The organism is Nocardia sp. NPDC049737 (assembly GCF_040674755.1).
Classification (GTDB): domain Bacteria; phylum Actinomycetota; class Actinomycetes; order Mycobacteriales; family Mycobacteriaceae; genus Nocardia.
Map to the genome: position 1 here is coordinate 22,242 of NZ_JBFANH010000015.1, position 18,498 is coordinate 40,739.

The following is an 18,498-nucleotide window of genomic DNA, read 5'->3' on the forward strand; positions in this document are numbered from 1 at the left end:
TCGGGAGAAAAATCGAACCGCGCGACGTTGAACCGGGTAGATCGTCCGAAAGGATCGCCATGCCCGCCGTACTGTTCGTGCTCTACGTCATCGTCGAGATTGCCGCGCTGATCGGCGTCGGCCACCTCATCGGTGTAATGCCGACCATCCTGCTGCTCATCGCCGGCTCCGCGGCGGGCATGCTGCTCATCGGTTCCCAAGGCCGTCGTGTCTTCGAACAGTTCCGACGCGCCGGGCGCGGTGAGATCAATCCGGGCACCGCGGTCGCCGATGGCGCGCTCGTCGCCGCGGGCGGGTTCCTGATGTTCATCCCGGGCCTGGTCACCTCGTTCTTCGGGCTGCTTCTGCTGCTGCCGCCGACCCGCTTCCTGGTCCGTCCGCTGGTCGCCGCGTTCGCCGCGCGCCGCTTCAGCCGTCTGGCCGCGGCGATGCCGTACCGCGGCGTGATCATCGACGGTGACGATGTGGTCGACGGCACGGTTGTCACCGAGTGGTACGACGACCCCCGCCCCTCGACACGGCCGGCCCTCGGCGGCTGATCGGGTTCACGCCGAGCCGCTTCCATAAACCGTGCCAACTATCACCCTCGTGCCCATTTCGTGAGACGGATCAAAGGGCTAGGGTGGCCGGATGGCGACCGAAGAGCTCACCGTCACGGTGAGCGAGGAGCTGGCAGCGGCGGTGCGGCAGGCCGCGGCGGCTGCGGGACAGTCGATTTCCGGATTCACGGCTGCGGCATTGCGGCTGGAGCTGATCGCGGTGGAGGCCGGTATGCGGGCCGCGCCCGGTGCCGCGCCGCCGAGATACTCGGAGGTCATGGCGGTACTCGCACAACCCGCGGACGTTTCGCCGCCGACCATTTCGAGCGACCTGCAAGCAGTCGCTACGGAGCGGAGACTGTCCGACTCGACGGACTGAAAAACCCATACGGCAGACTGGTGTCTCGTGAGTACCCAGTTGCTGATCGGCGGTCGTTTCTACAGCTCGAGTTCACCCGACGCGACGGCAATGGCCGTGACCGACGGCACCGTGGTGTGGTTGGGCGCCGAGCAACCGGGTCGTGCGCTGCATTCGGATGCGGAGATCATCGACCTCGACGGTGCATTCGTGGCACCGGCGTTCGTCGATCCGCACGTGCACGTGACGGCACTGGGCTTGAAGCTGACCGGACTCGATCTGTCGACAGCACGGTCACTCGAACACTGTCTGGAACTGCTGCGCGCGTTCGCGGCGTCGCATCCTGACGGCGCGATTCTCGGCGACGGCTGGGACGAGACCGGGTGGCCGGAGCGGCGGCCGCCGACGGTCGAGGAGATCGACGCGGTGGTGCAGCCGGCCCGGCAGGTGTATCTGTCACGGGTGGACGCGCATTCGGCGGTGGTGTCGTCGGTGTTGTTGACTGCGGCAGTCACTGCCGCGGCGGGATTCACCCGGGGTGCACCCCTGCGTGCCGACGCACATCATCTGGTGCGCACCGCGGTTCTCTCGGGATTGGATCGCGCACAACGGGATCGGGCGCGCAAGGCGGCGCTGGACACGGCGGCCGCGCACGGTGTTGTCGCCGTGCACGAGTGTGCGGGACCGGAGATCGCCGGGCGCACCGATATTCGTGAGTTGCTCGAGTTCGAGCACGGTGTGCAGGTCCGGGCCTATTGGGGTGAGGCGGTCCGTACCGCGGATGAGGCGCGGGCGCTGGTCGCCGAACTCGGGGTGCACGCGCTCGGCGGCGATTTGTTCGTGGACGGTTCGATCGGCTCGCGCAGCGCTCTGCTGCGCGCGCCTTACGCCGATCACGCCGGAACCGGTCTCGGCTACCTCGACGCGGACACGATCGCCGCACATGTGCGCGCCTGCACCGAGGCGGGCATGCAAGCCGGATTCCACGTCATCGGCGATGCCGCGATGGACGCTGTCGTAGCCGGATTCGGGCAGGTGATCGACGAACTCGGTGGCCCGGCCGTCGCGTCCCGCGCGCACCGCGTCGAGCATGCGGAGATGATCGACGCCGATCAGATCGCGAAACTGGCCGCCTGGGGCGTAATCGCCAGTGTCCAACCAGGTTTCGATGCGACCTGGGGCGGCCCGGACGGCATGTACGTCAGCCGCCTCGGCGCCGAACGGGCCGCAACGCTGAATCCGTTCGCGGCCATGGCCGCGGCGGGCATCGCGCTCGCCATCGGCTCGGACGCACCGGTTACCGCACTCGACCCCTGGTCGGCGGTCCGGGCGGCCGTCAACCACCGCACCTCCGGCCACGGCCTCTCGCCCCGTGCCGCCTTCGCCGCCGCCACCCGCGGTGCCTGGCGCGCGGGCGGACTTCGCGACGGCGTGGCGGGCACCCTGGTTCCGGGAGCTCCCGCCTCCTACGCGATTTGGGACGCCGCCGATCTCGTCGTGGCCGCAGCCGCCGATACCGTCCAACGGTGGTCCACCGATCCGCGCTCCCGAGTTCCTGGCCTGCCCCCGCTCGGCCCCGACGCATCCCTGCCCACCTGCCTGCGCACCGTTCACCGCGGAGTCACTATCCATGAGGCCTGAAATACCCGGCGCGGCTCTGCGCCGCATGGTGGGCGTGCTCGGTCGGTTTCCGGTGCTGAGTAGGTCGGTTGCGGCGGTGGTGTCGGGGCTGTTGATCTTCGGGAGCTTTCCGCCGCGACCGTTCTGGTTCCTTGCGCCGATCGGGATCGTGGTGCTGACACTGACCGTGCGCGGCGCCGCGCGGTTGCGTGGGGGATTCGGGTACGGGTTCCTGGCGGGGCTCGGGTTTTTCGTGCCGCTGTTGCCGTGGACCGGGATCTACGTTGGGCCGGTACCGTGGCTCGCGTTGTCGACGGTGTGCTCCTTATATATCGGGCTATTCGGGCTTCTGGCGCGGTTGTTGTTTTCGCTGCCGGGGTGGCCGGTGTTGGTCGCGTTGACGTGGACGGCCACCGAGTGGCTGCGATCGAGTTTTCCGTTCGGCGGATTCCCCTGGGGGCGCTTGGCGTTCGGTCAGGCCGACGGCTGGTATCTGTCGCTGGCGATGGTCGGGGGAGCGCCGCTCATCGGGTTCGCGGTGGCGCTCACCGCGACCGCGGCGGCGGCACTGCTGGTGTACTTGTGGACTCACGTGACGGTCGCGCCGACCGACGATCCGTCGTCTGCCGAGCGGGGTCGTGCTACCACCCGCGTTGGAATTATCGCCGCGGCGGTCACGCTCGTTGTCATCCCGATCACCGGAGCGATCCTCCGGACCGCGCTGCCCGGCCCGGAGCAGGGCGACCGGACGATCACCGTCGCCGCCATCCAGGGTAGCGTGCCGCGGCTCGGGCTGGACTTCAATGCCCAGCGACGCGCCGTACTGGACAACCATGTCCGGCGCACCGAGGAATTGGCTCGAGCGGTCGCGGGGGGAAAGGCACGCAAGCCGGACGTGGTGATCTGGCCGGAGAACTCATCCGATATCGACCCGCTGCGCAATGCCGACGCGGCCGCTGAGATCACCGAGGCGTCCGAGCAGATCGGCGCGCCGATCCTCGTCGGCGCCGTGCTGGTTAACGGCGACCGCACGACGACGAACTCGGTCATCGTCTGGAACGGCGCGGCCGGGCCGGGGGAGCGGCACGACAAGAAGATCATCCAGCCGTTCGGCGAATACCTGCCGATGCGCAGCTTCTTCCGCCTGTTCTCCGAGTACGCCGACCGCGCCGGATACTTCGTGCCCGGGCACGGCGACGGCACCGTCCACGCCGACCTCTTCGAGCGACCGGCAAGCAGTCGCTACGGAGGCGGCGTCGATATCGGCGTCGCGACCTGCTACGAGGTCGCCTTCGACCGCGCCTTCCGCGATTCCATGCACGCGGGCGCGCAATTGCTGACCGTGCCCACCAATAACGCCACCTTCGGCGACAGCGAGATGACCTATCAGCAGTTGGCCATGTCCCGGGTCCGCGCCGTCGAGCACGGCCGCGCCCTCGTAGTCGCGGCCACTTCCGGTGTCAGCGCCATCATCACCGCGGACGGCACGGTCCAGCAGCAGACACCCGAGTTCGTCCCCGCCGCACTGGTCGCCGAACTGCCATTGCGCAGCGACACAACACTCGCGACTCGATTCGGCGCCCGATCGGAACTTCTTTCGGTTATCCTGTCCGCTGCTGCCGTTGTCGTGGGAGTTATCCGGCGGCGAAATGCTCGCGACAAGTACGCGAACGACCAGGCCGCCATGGACGAGCCGGTCGGCTGAGCTCGCGAGATCGTTCGAGCGCGATGAATAGGGCTTCCTCCTAACCAAACAGTTGGTATGTTTCTGGGCTTTAAAACCGTCTTTCGGTCTGCCCTGAGCGTTAGCGTGCAGTTCGCCAGACTAGAAATCAGGGCTGGCGTAAGTCGTTGTTTTCCGGTGTTTATGCTGCTCAGGCCGCAAATCTGGAGAATTTGCGGAAATATATCTAACGAATGTGCCTTGCTGCCGACGTCGTTCGAAGTGAAACAAATCCGCAACGCTGGCCATCCGCTGCATTCGATGCTCCGAATCTATGGGCGTGGATCACGTCCTACGGCTGGCGCGTGCGCGCCTGCGGTGGCGGTGCTCGTGGAGTTGTGCATCAACAGCGGCAGAAGGAGTGATTGATGAAGTCATTGGCCACGGATCGCGTCGACCAATGCTCTTCCGGTGAATTCTCGGCACAACCATTCGCACTGTCGCCAGCGCAAACAGCCCTCTGGTACGCCCAACGTATCCGCCCGGATGTCCCGCTGACCATTGCGCAGTATGTCGAGATCCACGGAGACCTGGACGTCGGACGCTTGCTGTACTCGATCGAACGGTTCGGTGTCGAAACGCAGGTCGGGCATGTGCGGCTGATCGAGATCGATGGTGTTCCACATCAGGTGATCGACCACAACCGTCGCCCGGGCTGGGGCCGGATCGATCTGCGCGACGAGCCCGATTCGCACGCTGCCGCGCTGCGCTGGATGAACGAGCACGCCAGCTCGCCGATCGATTTCGAGCGCGATCCACTGACCACGAACATAGTGCTGCGGACCGGTGAATCCGACTACATCTGGTATGCACGCGGCCATCACATCGTGATCGACGGCTATGGCGCGATGAACGCGCTCACCCGTACCGCGGAGATCTATACGGCGGTGGAGAACCGCACCGAACCCGAGGCATCCCGGGCCACACCGCTGGCCAAAATCTATGCGGACGAATCCACATACCGCGACTCCAGCCGGTTCCGCAACGACCGTGACTATTGGCTCGAACAATTAGCGGGCGCTGGTGGACCGATGACTCTGTCCAGCGTGAACGGCCTCACCGCCGCCCCCGACGCGGGGCGGCGGCGTGCTTGCGCGGTCCTCGACGCGCGCGCCGAAGCCGCGATGACCGCGGCCACCGCCGAACTCGAGACCCACAGCTCGACCATGTTCGTCGCCGCACTGGCCGCCTATGTGCGGTCGGTGACCGGCAATCCCGACGTGGTGCTGAGCCTGCCGGTCTCGGCGCGGACCACGGTCGCGCTGCGCCGCTCCGCCGGCGTGGTCTCGAATGTGGTGCCGATCCGGGTGCGCTTCGATGCCGATCCCAGCGTGCGCGATGTGGTGCGTGCCGCCGAATTGCAGATCACCGGCGCGCTGCGGCACCAGCGCTACCGGCATGACGACATCCGCCGCGACTGCGGCTACTCCCGCGATGCACGCGGATTCTTCGGCCCGATGGTCAACATCATGCTGTTCCACGACGAGCTGAAGTTCGGCAGTCTGCTCGGCTCGCTGCATGTGCTGGCCACCGGCCCGGTCGAGGACCTGTCCATCAATCTGTACAACGGCGAGGGCGGTCGCATCCATATCGACTTCGAGGCCAATCCGCGGCTCTACGCGGAGTCCGAGGTCGCCGCGCACCACACCCGGTTCCTGGACTTCCTGACCCGTTTCCTTGCCGCCGAACCCGATACACGCGCCGAGAGTCTCGTCGCCATCACCGATGACGAGCACGAGCGCGTCGTGCACACCTGGAACGCCACCGAGACCGCGCCGCAGCAGGGAACCCTGTCAGGCCTGTTCACTGATCGCGCGATGATCTGCCCGGATGCGGTCGCGCTCGAATTCGGTAACGAGACACTGACTTACCGTGAACTGGACGAGCGTGCCAACCGGTTGGCCCGACTGCTCATCACGCGCGGCGCGGGCCCGGAAAAGGTGGTCGGACTGTACTTGCGGCGCAGCATCGAGCTGGTCGTCGGCATGTACGCGATCATCAAGGCGGGCGCGGCGTACCTGCCGCTGGATTCGGATCACCCCGTGGATCGGATCGAACAGATCCTCGAACAGGCCGATCCGGTCTGCGTATTGACCGCGACCCGAGACGAGCTCGCGCTGCCGGACGGCGCGGACGCCGTGGCGATCGATACCGTCCACCTCGCGGATTTCGACGCCCGCCCGATCACCGACACCGACCGTCTCACCCCGCTGCGCGCCGATCATCTCGCGTACGTGATCTTCACCTCCGGCTCGACCGGAAAACCCAAAGGCGTCGGCGTGACCCACGCCGCGATCGTCAACCGGCTGCGCTGGATGCAGCACGAATATCCACTCGATACCACTGACGCGGTGCTGCAGAAGACCCCGGCCACCTTCGACGTTTCGGTCTGGGAGTTCTTCTGGCCCTTGCAGATCGGCGCGCGACTGGTCGTCGCGACGCCCGATGGCCATCGCGATCCGGGCTACCTGGCCCGGACAATCGCCGAAAAGTCAATTACCGTTGCACATTTCGTGCCGTCGATGCTTTCGGTGTTCGTCACCGATACCGACGTGCGCGGCTGCACCACGCTGCGCCGGGTGTTCTGCAGCGGTGAAGCGTTGCCGGCGGCCACCGTTCGTGATTTCCACGCCGCCCTGCAGGGACCCGAACTACACAATCTGTACGGGCCGACCGAGGCCGCCGTCGATGTCACCTACTGGCCGTGCCCTGCCGATCCGGACACCGTGCCAATCGGCTCGCCGGTGTGGAACACCCAGACCTACGTCCTGGACGCCCACTTGCGGCCGGTGCCGCCGGGGGTCGTCGGCGAGCTGTATCTCGCGGGAGTCCAACTGGCGCGCGGTTACCTCGGCCAATCCCGTTTGACCGCTGATCGTTTCGTGGCCAATCCGTTCACCCCGGGCGCCCGGATGTACCGCACCGGCGATCTGGCGCGCTGGCGGCTCGATCCGAATCTCGGTGACCACCAGGGGGATTCGAGTCGGGGCTTCCTCGAATACCTGGGCCGCAGTGACTTCCAGGTCAAGATCCGCGGTCTGCGCATCGAACTCGGCGAAATCGAGGCGGCACTGCTGGCCGACGAACGGGTCGCCCGTGCGGTCTGCGTCGCCCATCGCGGCCGCACCGGCGATGAACTCGTCGCCTATGTCGTCGCCGTACCGGCCTTTTCGGACGCCTTGGACAGCGCCGCACTGCTGAACGCATTGCGTCGCACGCTGCCCGGCTACATGGTGCCCTCGGTGCTGATGTTGCTCGACGAACTACCGTTGAGCGCGAATGGGAAGATCGACCGCAAGGCGCTGCCCGAACCGATTGCCGCCCGCCCGTCCGGCCACCTCACCGCCGAACCACGCACCGAGGTGGAGCGGGTGCTCGCCGGAATCTTCGCCGAAGTACTCGGCATCGACGGAATCGGTGTCGAGGACGGTTTTTTCGATCTAGGCGGCAATTCGCTGATCGCCGCCCGCGCGGTCGCACGGATCAATGCCGCCCTCGGCACCGGACTGACCATCCGCGACCTGTTCGAGGCCTCGACCATCGCCGCGTTGATCGAGCGCTTCGCCACGCACAACCCGGATGCGTCCTCCCCGAAGCTGGTACCGGTCGAACGGCCGCAGCGGATTCCGGTGTCGCTGGCACAGCAGCGCCTGTGGATTCTCAACCGCTTCGCCGAACATGCCGCTGTCTACAACATGCCGCTGGCCGTCGAAATCGACGGACCCATCGATATCGTGGCACTGCGTGCCGGCCTCATCGATGTGATCGAACGGCACGAATCCCTGCGCACCACATTCCCGGATGCGCCCGAGGGTCCGTATCAGCTCGTGCATCGGGCCTGCGACATCCCGCTCACCCTGGATCCGATCGACGCGACCGGCGCCGATGTACGCGTACTCGCCGAGGAGTTCGCCGGCTACGGCTTCGATCTGCGTAGCCAGGCCCCGATCCGGGTGGCTCTGTGGACCACCGGACCCGATCGGCACGTATTCCTCATCGTGCTGCACCACATCTGCGGTGACGGTTGGTCGATCGCACCACTGGCCCGGGATCTTATGTCCGCGGTGGCCATGCGTGCGAAGGGCATAGCGCCACAGTGGAACCCGTTGCCGGTGCAGTACGCCGATTTCGCCCTGTGGCAGCGTGAACTGCTCGGCGACGAAACCGATCCGGCGAGTGCGCTCAGCCGCCAGCTCGCCTACTGGCGCTCGGCCCTCACCAGTCTGCCGGACCAGCTCGACCTGCCGCTGGACCGTCCGCGCCCGCTGCGTCGCTCGACCGATGGCGGCCGGGTCGAGTTCACCATCCCGCCCGAGATCCGACGCGCCGCAGCCGAACTCGCGGCCAGCCGGGGCGTCAGCATGTTCATGGTGCTGCATGCCGCATTGGCCACCCTGCTCGCGCGGCTCTGCGCGAGCACCGATATCGCCATCGGCACCCCGATCGCGGGCCGCTCGGATCCGGCGCTCGACGATCTCGTCGGCATGTTCGTCAACACACTCGTGTTGCGCACCGAGGTCGATCCGGCCACTGGATTCGACCAGATGCTCGATGTGGTCCGCGAAACCGATCTCAATGCCTTCGCCAATGCGGATGTGCCGTTCGAGCGGCTGGTCGAACTCGTCAACCCGGAGCGCTCCGCCGCCAGGCATCCGCTGTTCCAGGTGATGCTGTCCTATGACCGTGCGCCGGATCTGAGCATCGAGCTGCCCGGTGTGCAGGCGCAGGTGCTGCCGATCGCGGCCGATATCGCCAAATTCGATCTGCAGCTGGAACTGCACGACAGCCTCGCCGACGGTCCGCTGCACGCCGAATTCGGCTATGCCACAGATGTTTTCGACAAGCGTACGGTCGAATCGTTCGCCCGGCGCTTCATCGCCGTGCTCAGTGCCGTCGTCGTCGAGCCCAATTGCCCGGTTGGTGATCTGGAGATTCTGGACCTGCGGGAGAACGCGAAGCTGGTACCGATTGCCGGTGCCCCCGGCGAGCCCCCGATAACCCTGGCACAGCTGTTCACCGACATCGCCGAGCGGCTGCCGGATGCGACCGCGGTGCGATATGGGGGCGTCGACACCAGCTATCGCGAACTCGACGAGATGTCGAACCGGCTGGCGCGCACCCTGATCGAACATGGTGCCGGCCCCGAGGTCGTGGTGGCGATCGCCTTGCCGCGCAGCCTCGATTCCATCGCGGCCATCTGGGCGGTTGCGAAAACCGGTGCGGCATATGTGCCGATCGATCCGAGCTACCCGGCCGAGCGGATCGGGCATATGATCGCCGATTCCGGTGCCATGCTCGGGCTGACCGTTCCGGCATCCCTGGCCACCATGCCCGCCTGGCCCGCCGCCCGCAGTAAGCATCGCAAGCACGATGTCGACTGGCTGGTGCTCGGCTCCGACGAGCTGGCAACCGAATCCGCCCGCCACTCAACCGATCCCGTCACCGATGCCGACCGCCACTATCCGCTGCGCACCGGCCATCCGGCCTACCTGATCTACACCTCGGGTTCCACCGGAAAGCCCAAGGCCGTGATCGTCACCCACGGCGGTATCGCATCGCTGGCACAGGAGCAGATGTATCTGTTCGGTGTTACGGATTCGGCACGCACGCTGCACTTCTCCTCGCCCAGCTTCGACGCGTCGGTGCTGGAGATTCTGCTCGGGTTCGCGGCCGGCGCCACCATTGTCGTCGCACCCGCGGGCGTGTACGGCGGTACCGAACTCGCCGATCTGCTGCGCACCGAGCGGGTCACCCATGCCTTCATCACGCCGGCCGCGTTGGCCACCGTGCCGGAGGAGGGGCTCGACGAGCTCGAGGCCGTCATCGTCGGTGGTGAGGCGTGCTCCGAGGACCTGGTCGAACGGTGGTCGGCCGAGCACCGCATCCACAATATGTACGGACCTTCCGAGGCGACCGTCGCCGCCACCGCCAGCGCTCCGATGCAGGCGGGACGCCCGGTGCCGCTCGGCATGCCGGTGCGCGGTATGCGGCTTTTCGTGCTGGATGCTCGACTGCATCCGGTGCCACCGGGCACCCCGGGCGAGCTCTACCTGTCCGGCCCGGGGTTGGCCCGCGGCTATCTGGGGCGATACGGCCTTACCGCACAGCGCTTCCCGGCCAACCCGCACGGCAGGCGCGGTGAAAGGATGTACCGCACCGGCGATCTCGTGGTTTCTGATCCGACCGGACAGCTGCGCTTCCTCGGACGCGCCGACGACCAGATCAAGATCCGCGGCTTCCGTATCGAACTGCGCGAAATCGACCATGTGCTGCGCGCCCATCCGGCTGTGAACGCCGCGCTCACCGTCGTGCACACCGACGAACACGGCCAGCCCCGCCTGGTCTCCTATATAACCGCGGACGAACCGATCAATGCCGCCGATATCACCGAGACCGCACGTCAGCGGCTGCCCGGTTATATGGTTCCCGCCTCGATTGCGGTACTCGACGAGATGCCCGTCACCCAGGCCGGGAAGCTGGATCGAAAGGCCCTGCCCGCACCGGTTTTCGCGACCGTGGGCTCCTCGCGTGCGCCGAGTACGCTGATCGAGCAGCGCGTCGCCGCCGCGTTCGGTGAAGTCCTCGGCCGTCCGATAACGGGCGCGGAGGACAGCTTCTTCGACGTCGGCGGCACCTCGTTGCTGGCCACCCGCCTCGCCTCCGCACTGTACGCGGACTTCGGCGTCGACCTGCCGGTGCGGCTGATCTTCGAGGCGCCGACGGTCGCGGGCATCGCGGAACTGATAGCGGAAGCGCCCCGGACGCAACGGGTGGCGCTGGCTGTGCATACCCCGCGTCCGGGACGCATTCCATTGTCGCTGCCCCAGCAGCGACTGTGGTTCCTCAATCGATTTTCACCCGAATCGAGTGCTTACAACATCGCATTCGTCATTCGGATCGACGGCGATCTGGATGTGGATGCACTGCGCGCGGCGCTGACCGATCTGGTCGAGCGGCACGAGGTACTGCGCACCGTCTTCCCGGAGGACAATCTCGGCGCCCAGCAGTCGGTGCTGCCGACGGGCAAGGCCATGCCGGTGGTCGAACCGGTGGCGACCGACGAGAGCGCCGCCGAGCAGGCACTGCGGGCCATGGCCCGTACCGGATTCGATCTCACCAAGGACATCCCGCTGCGGATCACCCTGCTGCGCACCGAGTCTCGGCGGCATCTGCTCGGCATCGTAGTACATCACATCGCCGCCGACGGCTGGTCGCTCGGCCCGCTGACCCGGGATCTCGCCGCTGCCTATATGGCAAGGCGGGAGGGTGTCGCACCCGGTTGGACGCCACTTCCGGTGCAGTACGCCGATTTCGGGCTGTGGCAGCGCGCCTACCTCGGTGACGAGGCCGATCCGGAAAGCCTCGCGGGCGAGCAACTCGCGTACTGGCGTACCGCACTGGCGGATCTGCCCGACGAACTGCCGCTGCCCTACGATCGCCTGCGGCCGGCCGAGCCGACGCAGCAGGCGGGTTCGGTGCGCTTCACCGTGCCCGAGCCGACGCGGCAGGCGCTCGCCGAACTCGCCCGCGAACAAGGCGTCAGCATGTTCATGGTGCTGCGCCCGGCTCTCGCGGTCACGCTGCGGTTCATTACCGGCGGCCGGGATATCGTGATCGGCACGCCGGTCGCGGGTCGCACCGATACAAAGCTCGACGAGCTGGTCGGCATGTTCGTCAATACGCTGGTGCTGCGCTCGGACGTCGATCCGGATATTCCGTTCGCGACGCTGCTGCGCGCGGATCGGGATAATGAGCTGGCCGCCATGGCGCATGCGGATATCCCCTTCGAGCGCATCGTCAAGGAGTTGGGGCGCGATGCGCGCGGCAGCAGTCGCCAGCCGCTGTTCCAAGTGGCGCTGACGGTGCAGGACGGTCCGGTTCCGTCGCTCGAACTGCCCGACCTCGCCTTGCATGCCGATGAATTGGATATTGCGCTGGCCAAATTCGATCTGGAGCTGCGGGTCGGTACCGGTGCCCGCGACACCGGACCGAACGCGTCGCTGCGTGCCTTCGAATTTGTTTATGCCGCAGAGCTTTTCGATGCGGCAACGGTCAAAACATTGGCTGATCGGTTTCTGGGGGTTTTGGCGGCCATTACCGCCGTGCCGCAGGTGCTGGTCCGCGATATCGACGTGCGCACCGAATTCGAGCGACGACAGCTCACTCCGGCCACCGGCGGCGCGACCACGCCGCAGTGCACGCTGGCCGCTTACTTCACCGCCACCGCGCATATGTATCCGCAGCGCATGGCGATCCGCGCGGGCGGCACCTCGCTGACGTACACCGAGGTCGACGCGCGCTCGAATCGGTTGGCGCGGGCGCTGATCGAGCGCGGGCTCGGTCCGGGTGACCGGGTGGCACTCGGCCTGACGCGCTCGATCGACTCGGTCATCACGATGCTCGCGGTCGCCAAGTCCGGCGCCGCATTCGTGCCAGTGGATCCGAACTATCCGGCCGACCGCATGCGGCACATGCTGGTCGACTCCGGGTGCGAAGTGGGAGTCACGCTGACCGAGCACGCCGATCGGCTTCCCGCGACCGCGGGCACCGACTGGCTGCTGCTGGATGCTCCCGAATTCGTCGAGGAACTCGACGAATTCGACGACTGCCTGGTCGACGACTACGAACGCCATCGTCCCGTCGAGATCGACGACCTGGCATATGTGATCTACACCTCGGGCTCGACCGGCAAACCCAAGGGTGTGGGTGTCGCGCACAACGGCCTGTCGAACCTCGGCGACGAGGTCCGCGAGCGTATTCGGATCGACAAGGATGCGCGCACGCTGCACTTCTCCTCACCGAGCTTCGACGCGGCCCTTCTCGAGCTGCTACTCGCCATCGGGTCCGGTGCGACGATGGTGATCGTCCCGACGGATGTCTACGGGGGTGATGAACTGGCCGCGCTGATGGAGCGCGAACGGGTCACCCACACGTTCATCACCCCGGCCGCGCTTGCCACCATTGATCGGGAACGGTGGTCATTGCCGGACCTGCGTGGGCTGATGGTGGGTGGCGAGGCCTTCGGCCCCGAGTTGGTGGCCCGGTGGGCGCCGGGACGTCAGATGCACAACGTATACGGGCCGACCGAAACCACCATCGTCGTCACGATCTCCAGTCCGATGGCGATCGGTGAACCGATCACCATCGGCACGCCGGTGCGTGGTGCGCGGGCGCTGGTGCTCGACGAGCGGCTGCGTCCGGTCCCCGTTGGTGTGCCCGGCGATTTGTACCTGGGCGGATTCGGTGTCACACGTGGGTATCTCGACCGGTTCGAACTCACCGCGACGCGATTCGTCGCCGACCCCTTCGGACCGCCGGGGTCGCGGATGTATCGCAGTGGTGATGTGGTGCGCTGGAATGCCGCAGGCGAGATCGTCTACCTCGGACGCAGTGACCATCAGGTCAAGGTGCGCGGCTTCCGCATCGAACTCGGCGAGATCACCAATGCGCTCGCCGCACATGAGCACGTGCGGTTCGCGCACACCGAGGTGCGCCATATCGCGGGATCGGATCGGATCGTCTCGTTCATCCAGCCCGCCGACGACACCACACCGAATATCGACGCGGTACGCGCCCATGTCGCCGAACATCTTCCCGCACACATGGTTCCGGCGAGTATCACGGTGCTGGACGGGATTCCGCTGACCCCGACCGGCAAGTTGGATGTTGCCGCACTGCCCGAACCGCAGCTGACGGTGCGCACTGCCCAGCGGGTACCCGCGACCGACGCCGAGCGGCTGGTCGCCGAGGTGATGGGCGAGTTGGTCGGTGTCGAGAGCGTGAGCGCCGAGGACAGCTTCTTCGATATCGGCGGAAATTCGCTGGTGGCAACCCAACTCGTGGCACGGCTGGCCGCGGCGACCAATATCCGGCTCGAGGTGCGCACCGTCTTCACCAAGCCGACGGTCGCCGAACTCGCGAGCCTGCTCGATTCCGGCTCCGGTGCGGACGCCCGGCCGGAGTTGGTGCGCCGCGATCGGCCGGCTCGGATCCCGTTGTCGGCGGCGCAGTCTCGATTGTGGTTCCTGAACCGGTTCAATCAGGTCGGGGACGGCGCGGGTCATGTCGGCGGGGCCTACAACATCCCGGTGGTGCTGCGCTTGCGCGGCGAGCTGGATGTCGACGCGCTGACGCGGGCACTGCACGCCGTGCAGCAGCGGCACGAGACGCTGCGGACGGTGTTCCCGGAGGTCGACGGGGTTCCCACGCAGCAGATTCTCGATCCGGCCGATGCGGCCGTCACGCTGTTCGTCGCGACCATGCCACTGTCCGAAATACTCGGCGCGGTACAGAGTTTCGCGACTCGAGGATTCGATCTCGCCTCGACTGTGCCGCTGCGGGCCGAGCTGATCACGGTCGACCAGGACGGATCCACCGACCCGAAATCCGGGGCACCGACCGAGCACGTACTCGCGCTCGTCGTCCACCACATCGCGATGGACGGCTGGTCGCTGGCGCCCCTGGCCGCCGATGTTGCCGCTGCCTATGCGGCCGCATCCGCGGGGAAGACGCCGGACTGGCCGGAATCGGAGATCCAGTACGCGGATTACGCGCTCTGGCAGCAGGACACGCTCGGCACCGAGGACGATCCCGACTCGGTGGTCCATCGCCAGCTCGATTACTGGCGTAAGACCCTGGACGGAATTCCGGAGCTGCTGAGCCTGCCCGCGGACCGGCCGCGCCCGCCCGCGCCGAGCTATCGCGGCGGCATCGTCGAGTGCCCGATCGACGCGTTGACCCATCGGGAACTGCGCACGATTGCCACCAGCAATAACGTCAGCATGTTCATGCTGCTGCACGCCGCGCTCGCGGTACTGCTGCACCGGATGACCGCGACCGAAGACATTACCGTCGGCACGCCGATCGCCGGTCGCGGTGGCCACCCCGAGCTGGATCGGATGGTCGGCATGTTCGTCAACACGTTGGTGCTGCGCACCCGGATCGATCCGGACGCCAGGTTCACCGACCTACTGCACGCCGTGCGCGATACCGATCTTGACGCGTTCGCACATGCGGACCTGCCCTTCGAGCGGCTCGTCGAGGTGCTGAATCCGGCCCGTTCGCAGGCCCATCATCCGTTGTTCCAGGTGATGCTCTCGGTGCAGAACCACCCGGTGCGGGTGCTCGAACTGCCCGGGCTGCGCATCGAGTCCGAGGATGTCGACACCGGTATCGCGAAGTTCGATCTGCAGTTCACGCTGACCGAATCCGAAACCGGCACAAGGGAAGCCGCCGGCATCATGCTGTCGGTCAACTACGCGAGCGATCTGTTCGACGAGGAGACCGCGCAGCGGCTCGGTAAGCGACTGGTCCGGCTGCTCGCCGGCGTCGCCGCGAATCCGACCACCGCCGTGGGCGACCTGGAACTGCTCGATCCCGCCGAATGGTCCGGGCTGGCCCCGGTGCGCGGGGCGGAGGCGGACCGGCCGGTCACCTTCCCAGAGGTGTTCGAGACCGCGGCGAATATCGATCGCCAGGCCGTCGCGCTGCGTTCGGGTGACACCCAGGTGAGCTACGACGCGCTCGATCGGTGGACCAACCGGCTGGCGCGGGTGCTCATCGAGCGCGGGGTCGGGCCGGAAACGCTGGTGGCGCTGGGGATTCCGCGTTCGGTCGAATCGGTGGCGACAATGCTCGCGGTGGCCAAGGCGGGGGCGGCATTCGTGCCGGTCGATCCGATGTATCCGGCGCAGCGAATCTCCCACATGCTCACTGATTCCGATGCAGCACTGGGGATCACGCTCGCCGCGCACCGCGATCAGATGCCCGGCGATGCCGAGTGGATCGTGCTCGACGATGCCGAATTCCGTCGGCGCGTGCTGGATACCTCCGATGCGTCGATCAGGACGGGAGAGCGGACCAGCGTGCTGCGGGTGGACAATCCGGCCTACGTCATCTACACCTCCGGCTCGACCGGTACACCCAAGGGTGTGGTGGTTACCCATGGCGGCTTGTCGAACTTCGCCGCGGAGACCGCGGAGCGCTTCGAGGTGCACCCCGGTTGCCGAGTCCTGCATTTCGCGACGCCGAGCTTCGATGCCGCCATGCTCGACCTGCTGCTCGCGCTGGGTGGTGCGGCGACGCTGGTGATTACGCCGCCGGGTGTGGTCGGCGGTGCCGAACTGGGCAGGGTGTTTGTCGACGAGGGGATCACGCACGCGTTCATCACCACGTCGGCACTGGGCACGGTCGATCCGACCGGCGTCACCGAACTGGCGCATGTGCTGGTGGGCGGCGAGGCGCTGCCGCCGGAGCTGGTCACACGCTGGGCGCCCGGACGCAATCTCTACAACGTGTACGGGCCGACCGAGACCACCATTGTCACGGTGATTTCCCAGCCCATGACCCCGGGTGAGCCGATCACGATCGGCGGGCCGATCCGCGGCGTCAACGCGACCATCCTCGATGGGCGGCTGCGCCCCGCTCCGGTCGGGGTGACCGGTGAACTGCATTTGGCAGGTAGTGCGCTGGCACGGGGCTATCTGAACCGTCCGGGGCTGACCGCGCAGCGGTTCATCGCGAATCCCTACGGCAAGCCGGGTGAAAGGATGTATCGCACCGGCGATCTCGTTCGCTGGTTCGGGCACAGCTCCGACTCGGCCCGGGAAATCGAATATCTCGGCCGCACCGACCATCAGGTGAAGATCCGCGGCTTCCGCATCGAGCTCGGCGAGATCGACGCTGCGCTCGCCCGCCACGACGCGGTCGAGTTCGCCACGACCATCGGCTATCGGACCCACGCCGGCGCGACGGCATTGGTGTCGTATGTGAAGCCGTGCGATGGAACAACGCCGAGCACGGCCGAGCTCACCGAACATCTCGCCGAACGGGTGCCGAATTACATGGTGCCGCAATCGATCATGCTGATCGACGAGGTTCCGCTCAGCCCGGTCGGCAAGCTCGACCGAAAGGCGTTGCCGGAACCGGTCTTCGGCGCGAGCGAAGGCTATCGGGCACCCGCCACCCTGACCGAGGCGCAGCTGTGCGCCGCCTTCGCGACGGTGCTAGGTGTCGAAACAGTGGGTGTCGACGATGGATTCTTCGAACTCGGCGGCAACTCACTGCTGGCCACCAAGGTCGTGGCAGAGCTGCGCACCAACGGGATCGATATCCCGGTGCAGCTGATGTTCGGCGAATCCACGCCGGCCGCCATCGCGGCCCGGCTGGACGGAGCCGGTCACCCCGGTGCCGCCATCGCCGCGACGCTGGAGCCGGTACTGCCGATCCGGGCCCGCACCACCGCTGCGAGCCGGGCCCCGTTGTTCTGCATCCATCCCGCGATCGGACTGTCCTGGTGCTACTCGGGCCTGCTCGCGCATCTGCCTGCGGACCGTCCGGTGTACGGATTGCAGGCACCGCATGTCGCGGGCGAGGACGGGTTCGATTCCATCGGCGAGGCCGCGGAAAATTATGTGGCACATATCAAGTCGATCCAGCCCGAAGGGCCCTACCATCTGCTCGGCTGGTCGCTGGGCGGCCTGATCGCGCACGAGGTGGCGGTCCAACTGCAGGAGGCGGGCGAGCAGGTCGCGCTGCTGTCGATGATGGACAGCTACCAGCTCACCGATGAATGGCTCGAGCATGCGATCCCCGCGGTGGCCGAGATCATCGGCGAATTCGGCAATGACGCCGATGACGTCGAACTCGACCCGCGCATGACCCTGCGCGACGCCGCCGAACTGCTGCGCTCGCGTCCCGGGCCGTTCGCCGCCCTGACCGTCGAACACCTGGAGCACCTGTACGCGGGCTATACCAGTGGCACTGTCCTGGCCCACAGCTTCCGCCCCAAGACCTTCGACGGTGACGTGCTCTTCTTCACCGCGGCCGATGACGAGATCAACCGCACCGACCCGACCCGCTGCGCCGCGGCGTGGGCCCCCTTCGTCACCGGCACCATTCACAACCACGACCTGCCCTGCAAACACTCGGCCATGACGACACCGGAATCACTCGCCGTCATCGGTCCCGTGCTCAACGAACACCTGGAAGGCGGACCGGGGCAGGAGTCATGGTCGTGAGAGAGCGTTTCGACAATCCATCGACACAGCACCCGTACGCATCGACGAAGCCTGGTGTCACCAAAGCGGATTCGCGCGATACAGCGCAGACGACCGCGCGGACCGGGACGTCGGTGCCGAGGGCCGGAATAGGAGCGAATCGTGAGCGAGCGTCAGCGAGTGAACCATCGACACAGTGCGCCTTCGCGCACGACGCAACAGCGTCAGCGAGGTGCGGTCGTGAGCGAATGCCGTGAAACG

General features: G+C 66.7%; 5 protein-coding genes. All 5 read left to right on the forward strand.

What is annotated here, in order from left to right; genetic code table 11:
• Window positions 1-59 precede the first annotated feature (59 nt).
• Window positions 60-539 (forward strand): FxsA family protein, encoded by a 480-nt coding sequence (locus tag AB0J47_RS20710; protein WP_364347981.1) that lies wholly within the window; start codon window positions 60-62, stop codon window positions 537-539.
• Between the two features lie 91 nt (window positions 540-630).
• Window positions 631-918 (forward strand): hypothetical protein, encoded by a 288-nt coding sequence (locus AB0J47_RS20715; protein WP_364347984.1) that lies wholly within the window; start codon window positions 631-633, stop codon window positions 916-918.
• 27 nt (window positions 919-945) lie between these two features.
• The gene (locus AB0J47_RS20720) at window positions 946-2,538 is read left to right on the forward strand and encodes an amidohydrolase family protein (protein ID WP_364347987.1); all 1,593 of its coding nucleotides are present in this window, start codon (window positions 946-948) and stop codon (window positions 2,536-2,538) included.
• Window positions 2,539-2,563: 25 nt separating this feature from the next.
• Complete coding sequence (gene lnt, locus AB0J47_RS20725; RefSeq protein ID WP_364348448.1) at window positions 2,564-4,222, forward strand: apolipoprotein N-acyltransferase; 1,659 nt, start codon at window positions 2,564-2,566, stop codon at window positions 4,220-4,222.
• A gap of 386 nt (window positions 4,223-4,608) precedes the next feature.
• Complete coding sequence (locus AB0J47_RS20730; protein ID WP_364347990.1) at window positions 4,609-18,258, forward strand: amino acid adenylation domain-containing protein; 13,650 nt, start codon at window positions 4,609-4,611, stop codon at window positions 18,256-18,258.
• Window positions 18,259-18,498: the final 240 nt, after the last annotated feature.

Coding starts and splice junctions, on each gene's coding strand:
- AB0J47_RS20710 (WP_364347981.1), top strand. CDS start 60: ATGCCCGCCGTACTGTTCGTGCTCTACGTCATCGTCGAGATTGCCGCG.
- AB0J47_RS20715 (WP_364347984.1), top strand. CDS start 631: ATGGCGACCGAAGAGCTCACCGTCACGGTGAGCGAGGAGCTGGCAGCG.
- lnt (WP_364348448.1), top strand. CDS start 2,564: ATGGTGGGCGTGCTCGGTCGGTTTCCGGTGCTGAGTAGGTCGGTTGCG.
- AB0J47_RS20730 (WP_364347990.1), top strand. CDS start 4,609: ATGAAGTCATTGGCCACGGATCGCGTCGACCAATGCTCTTCCGGTGAA.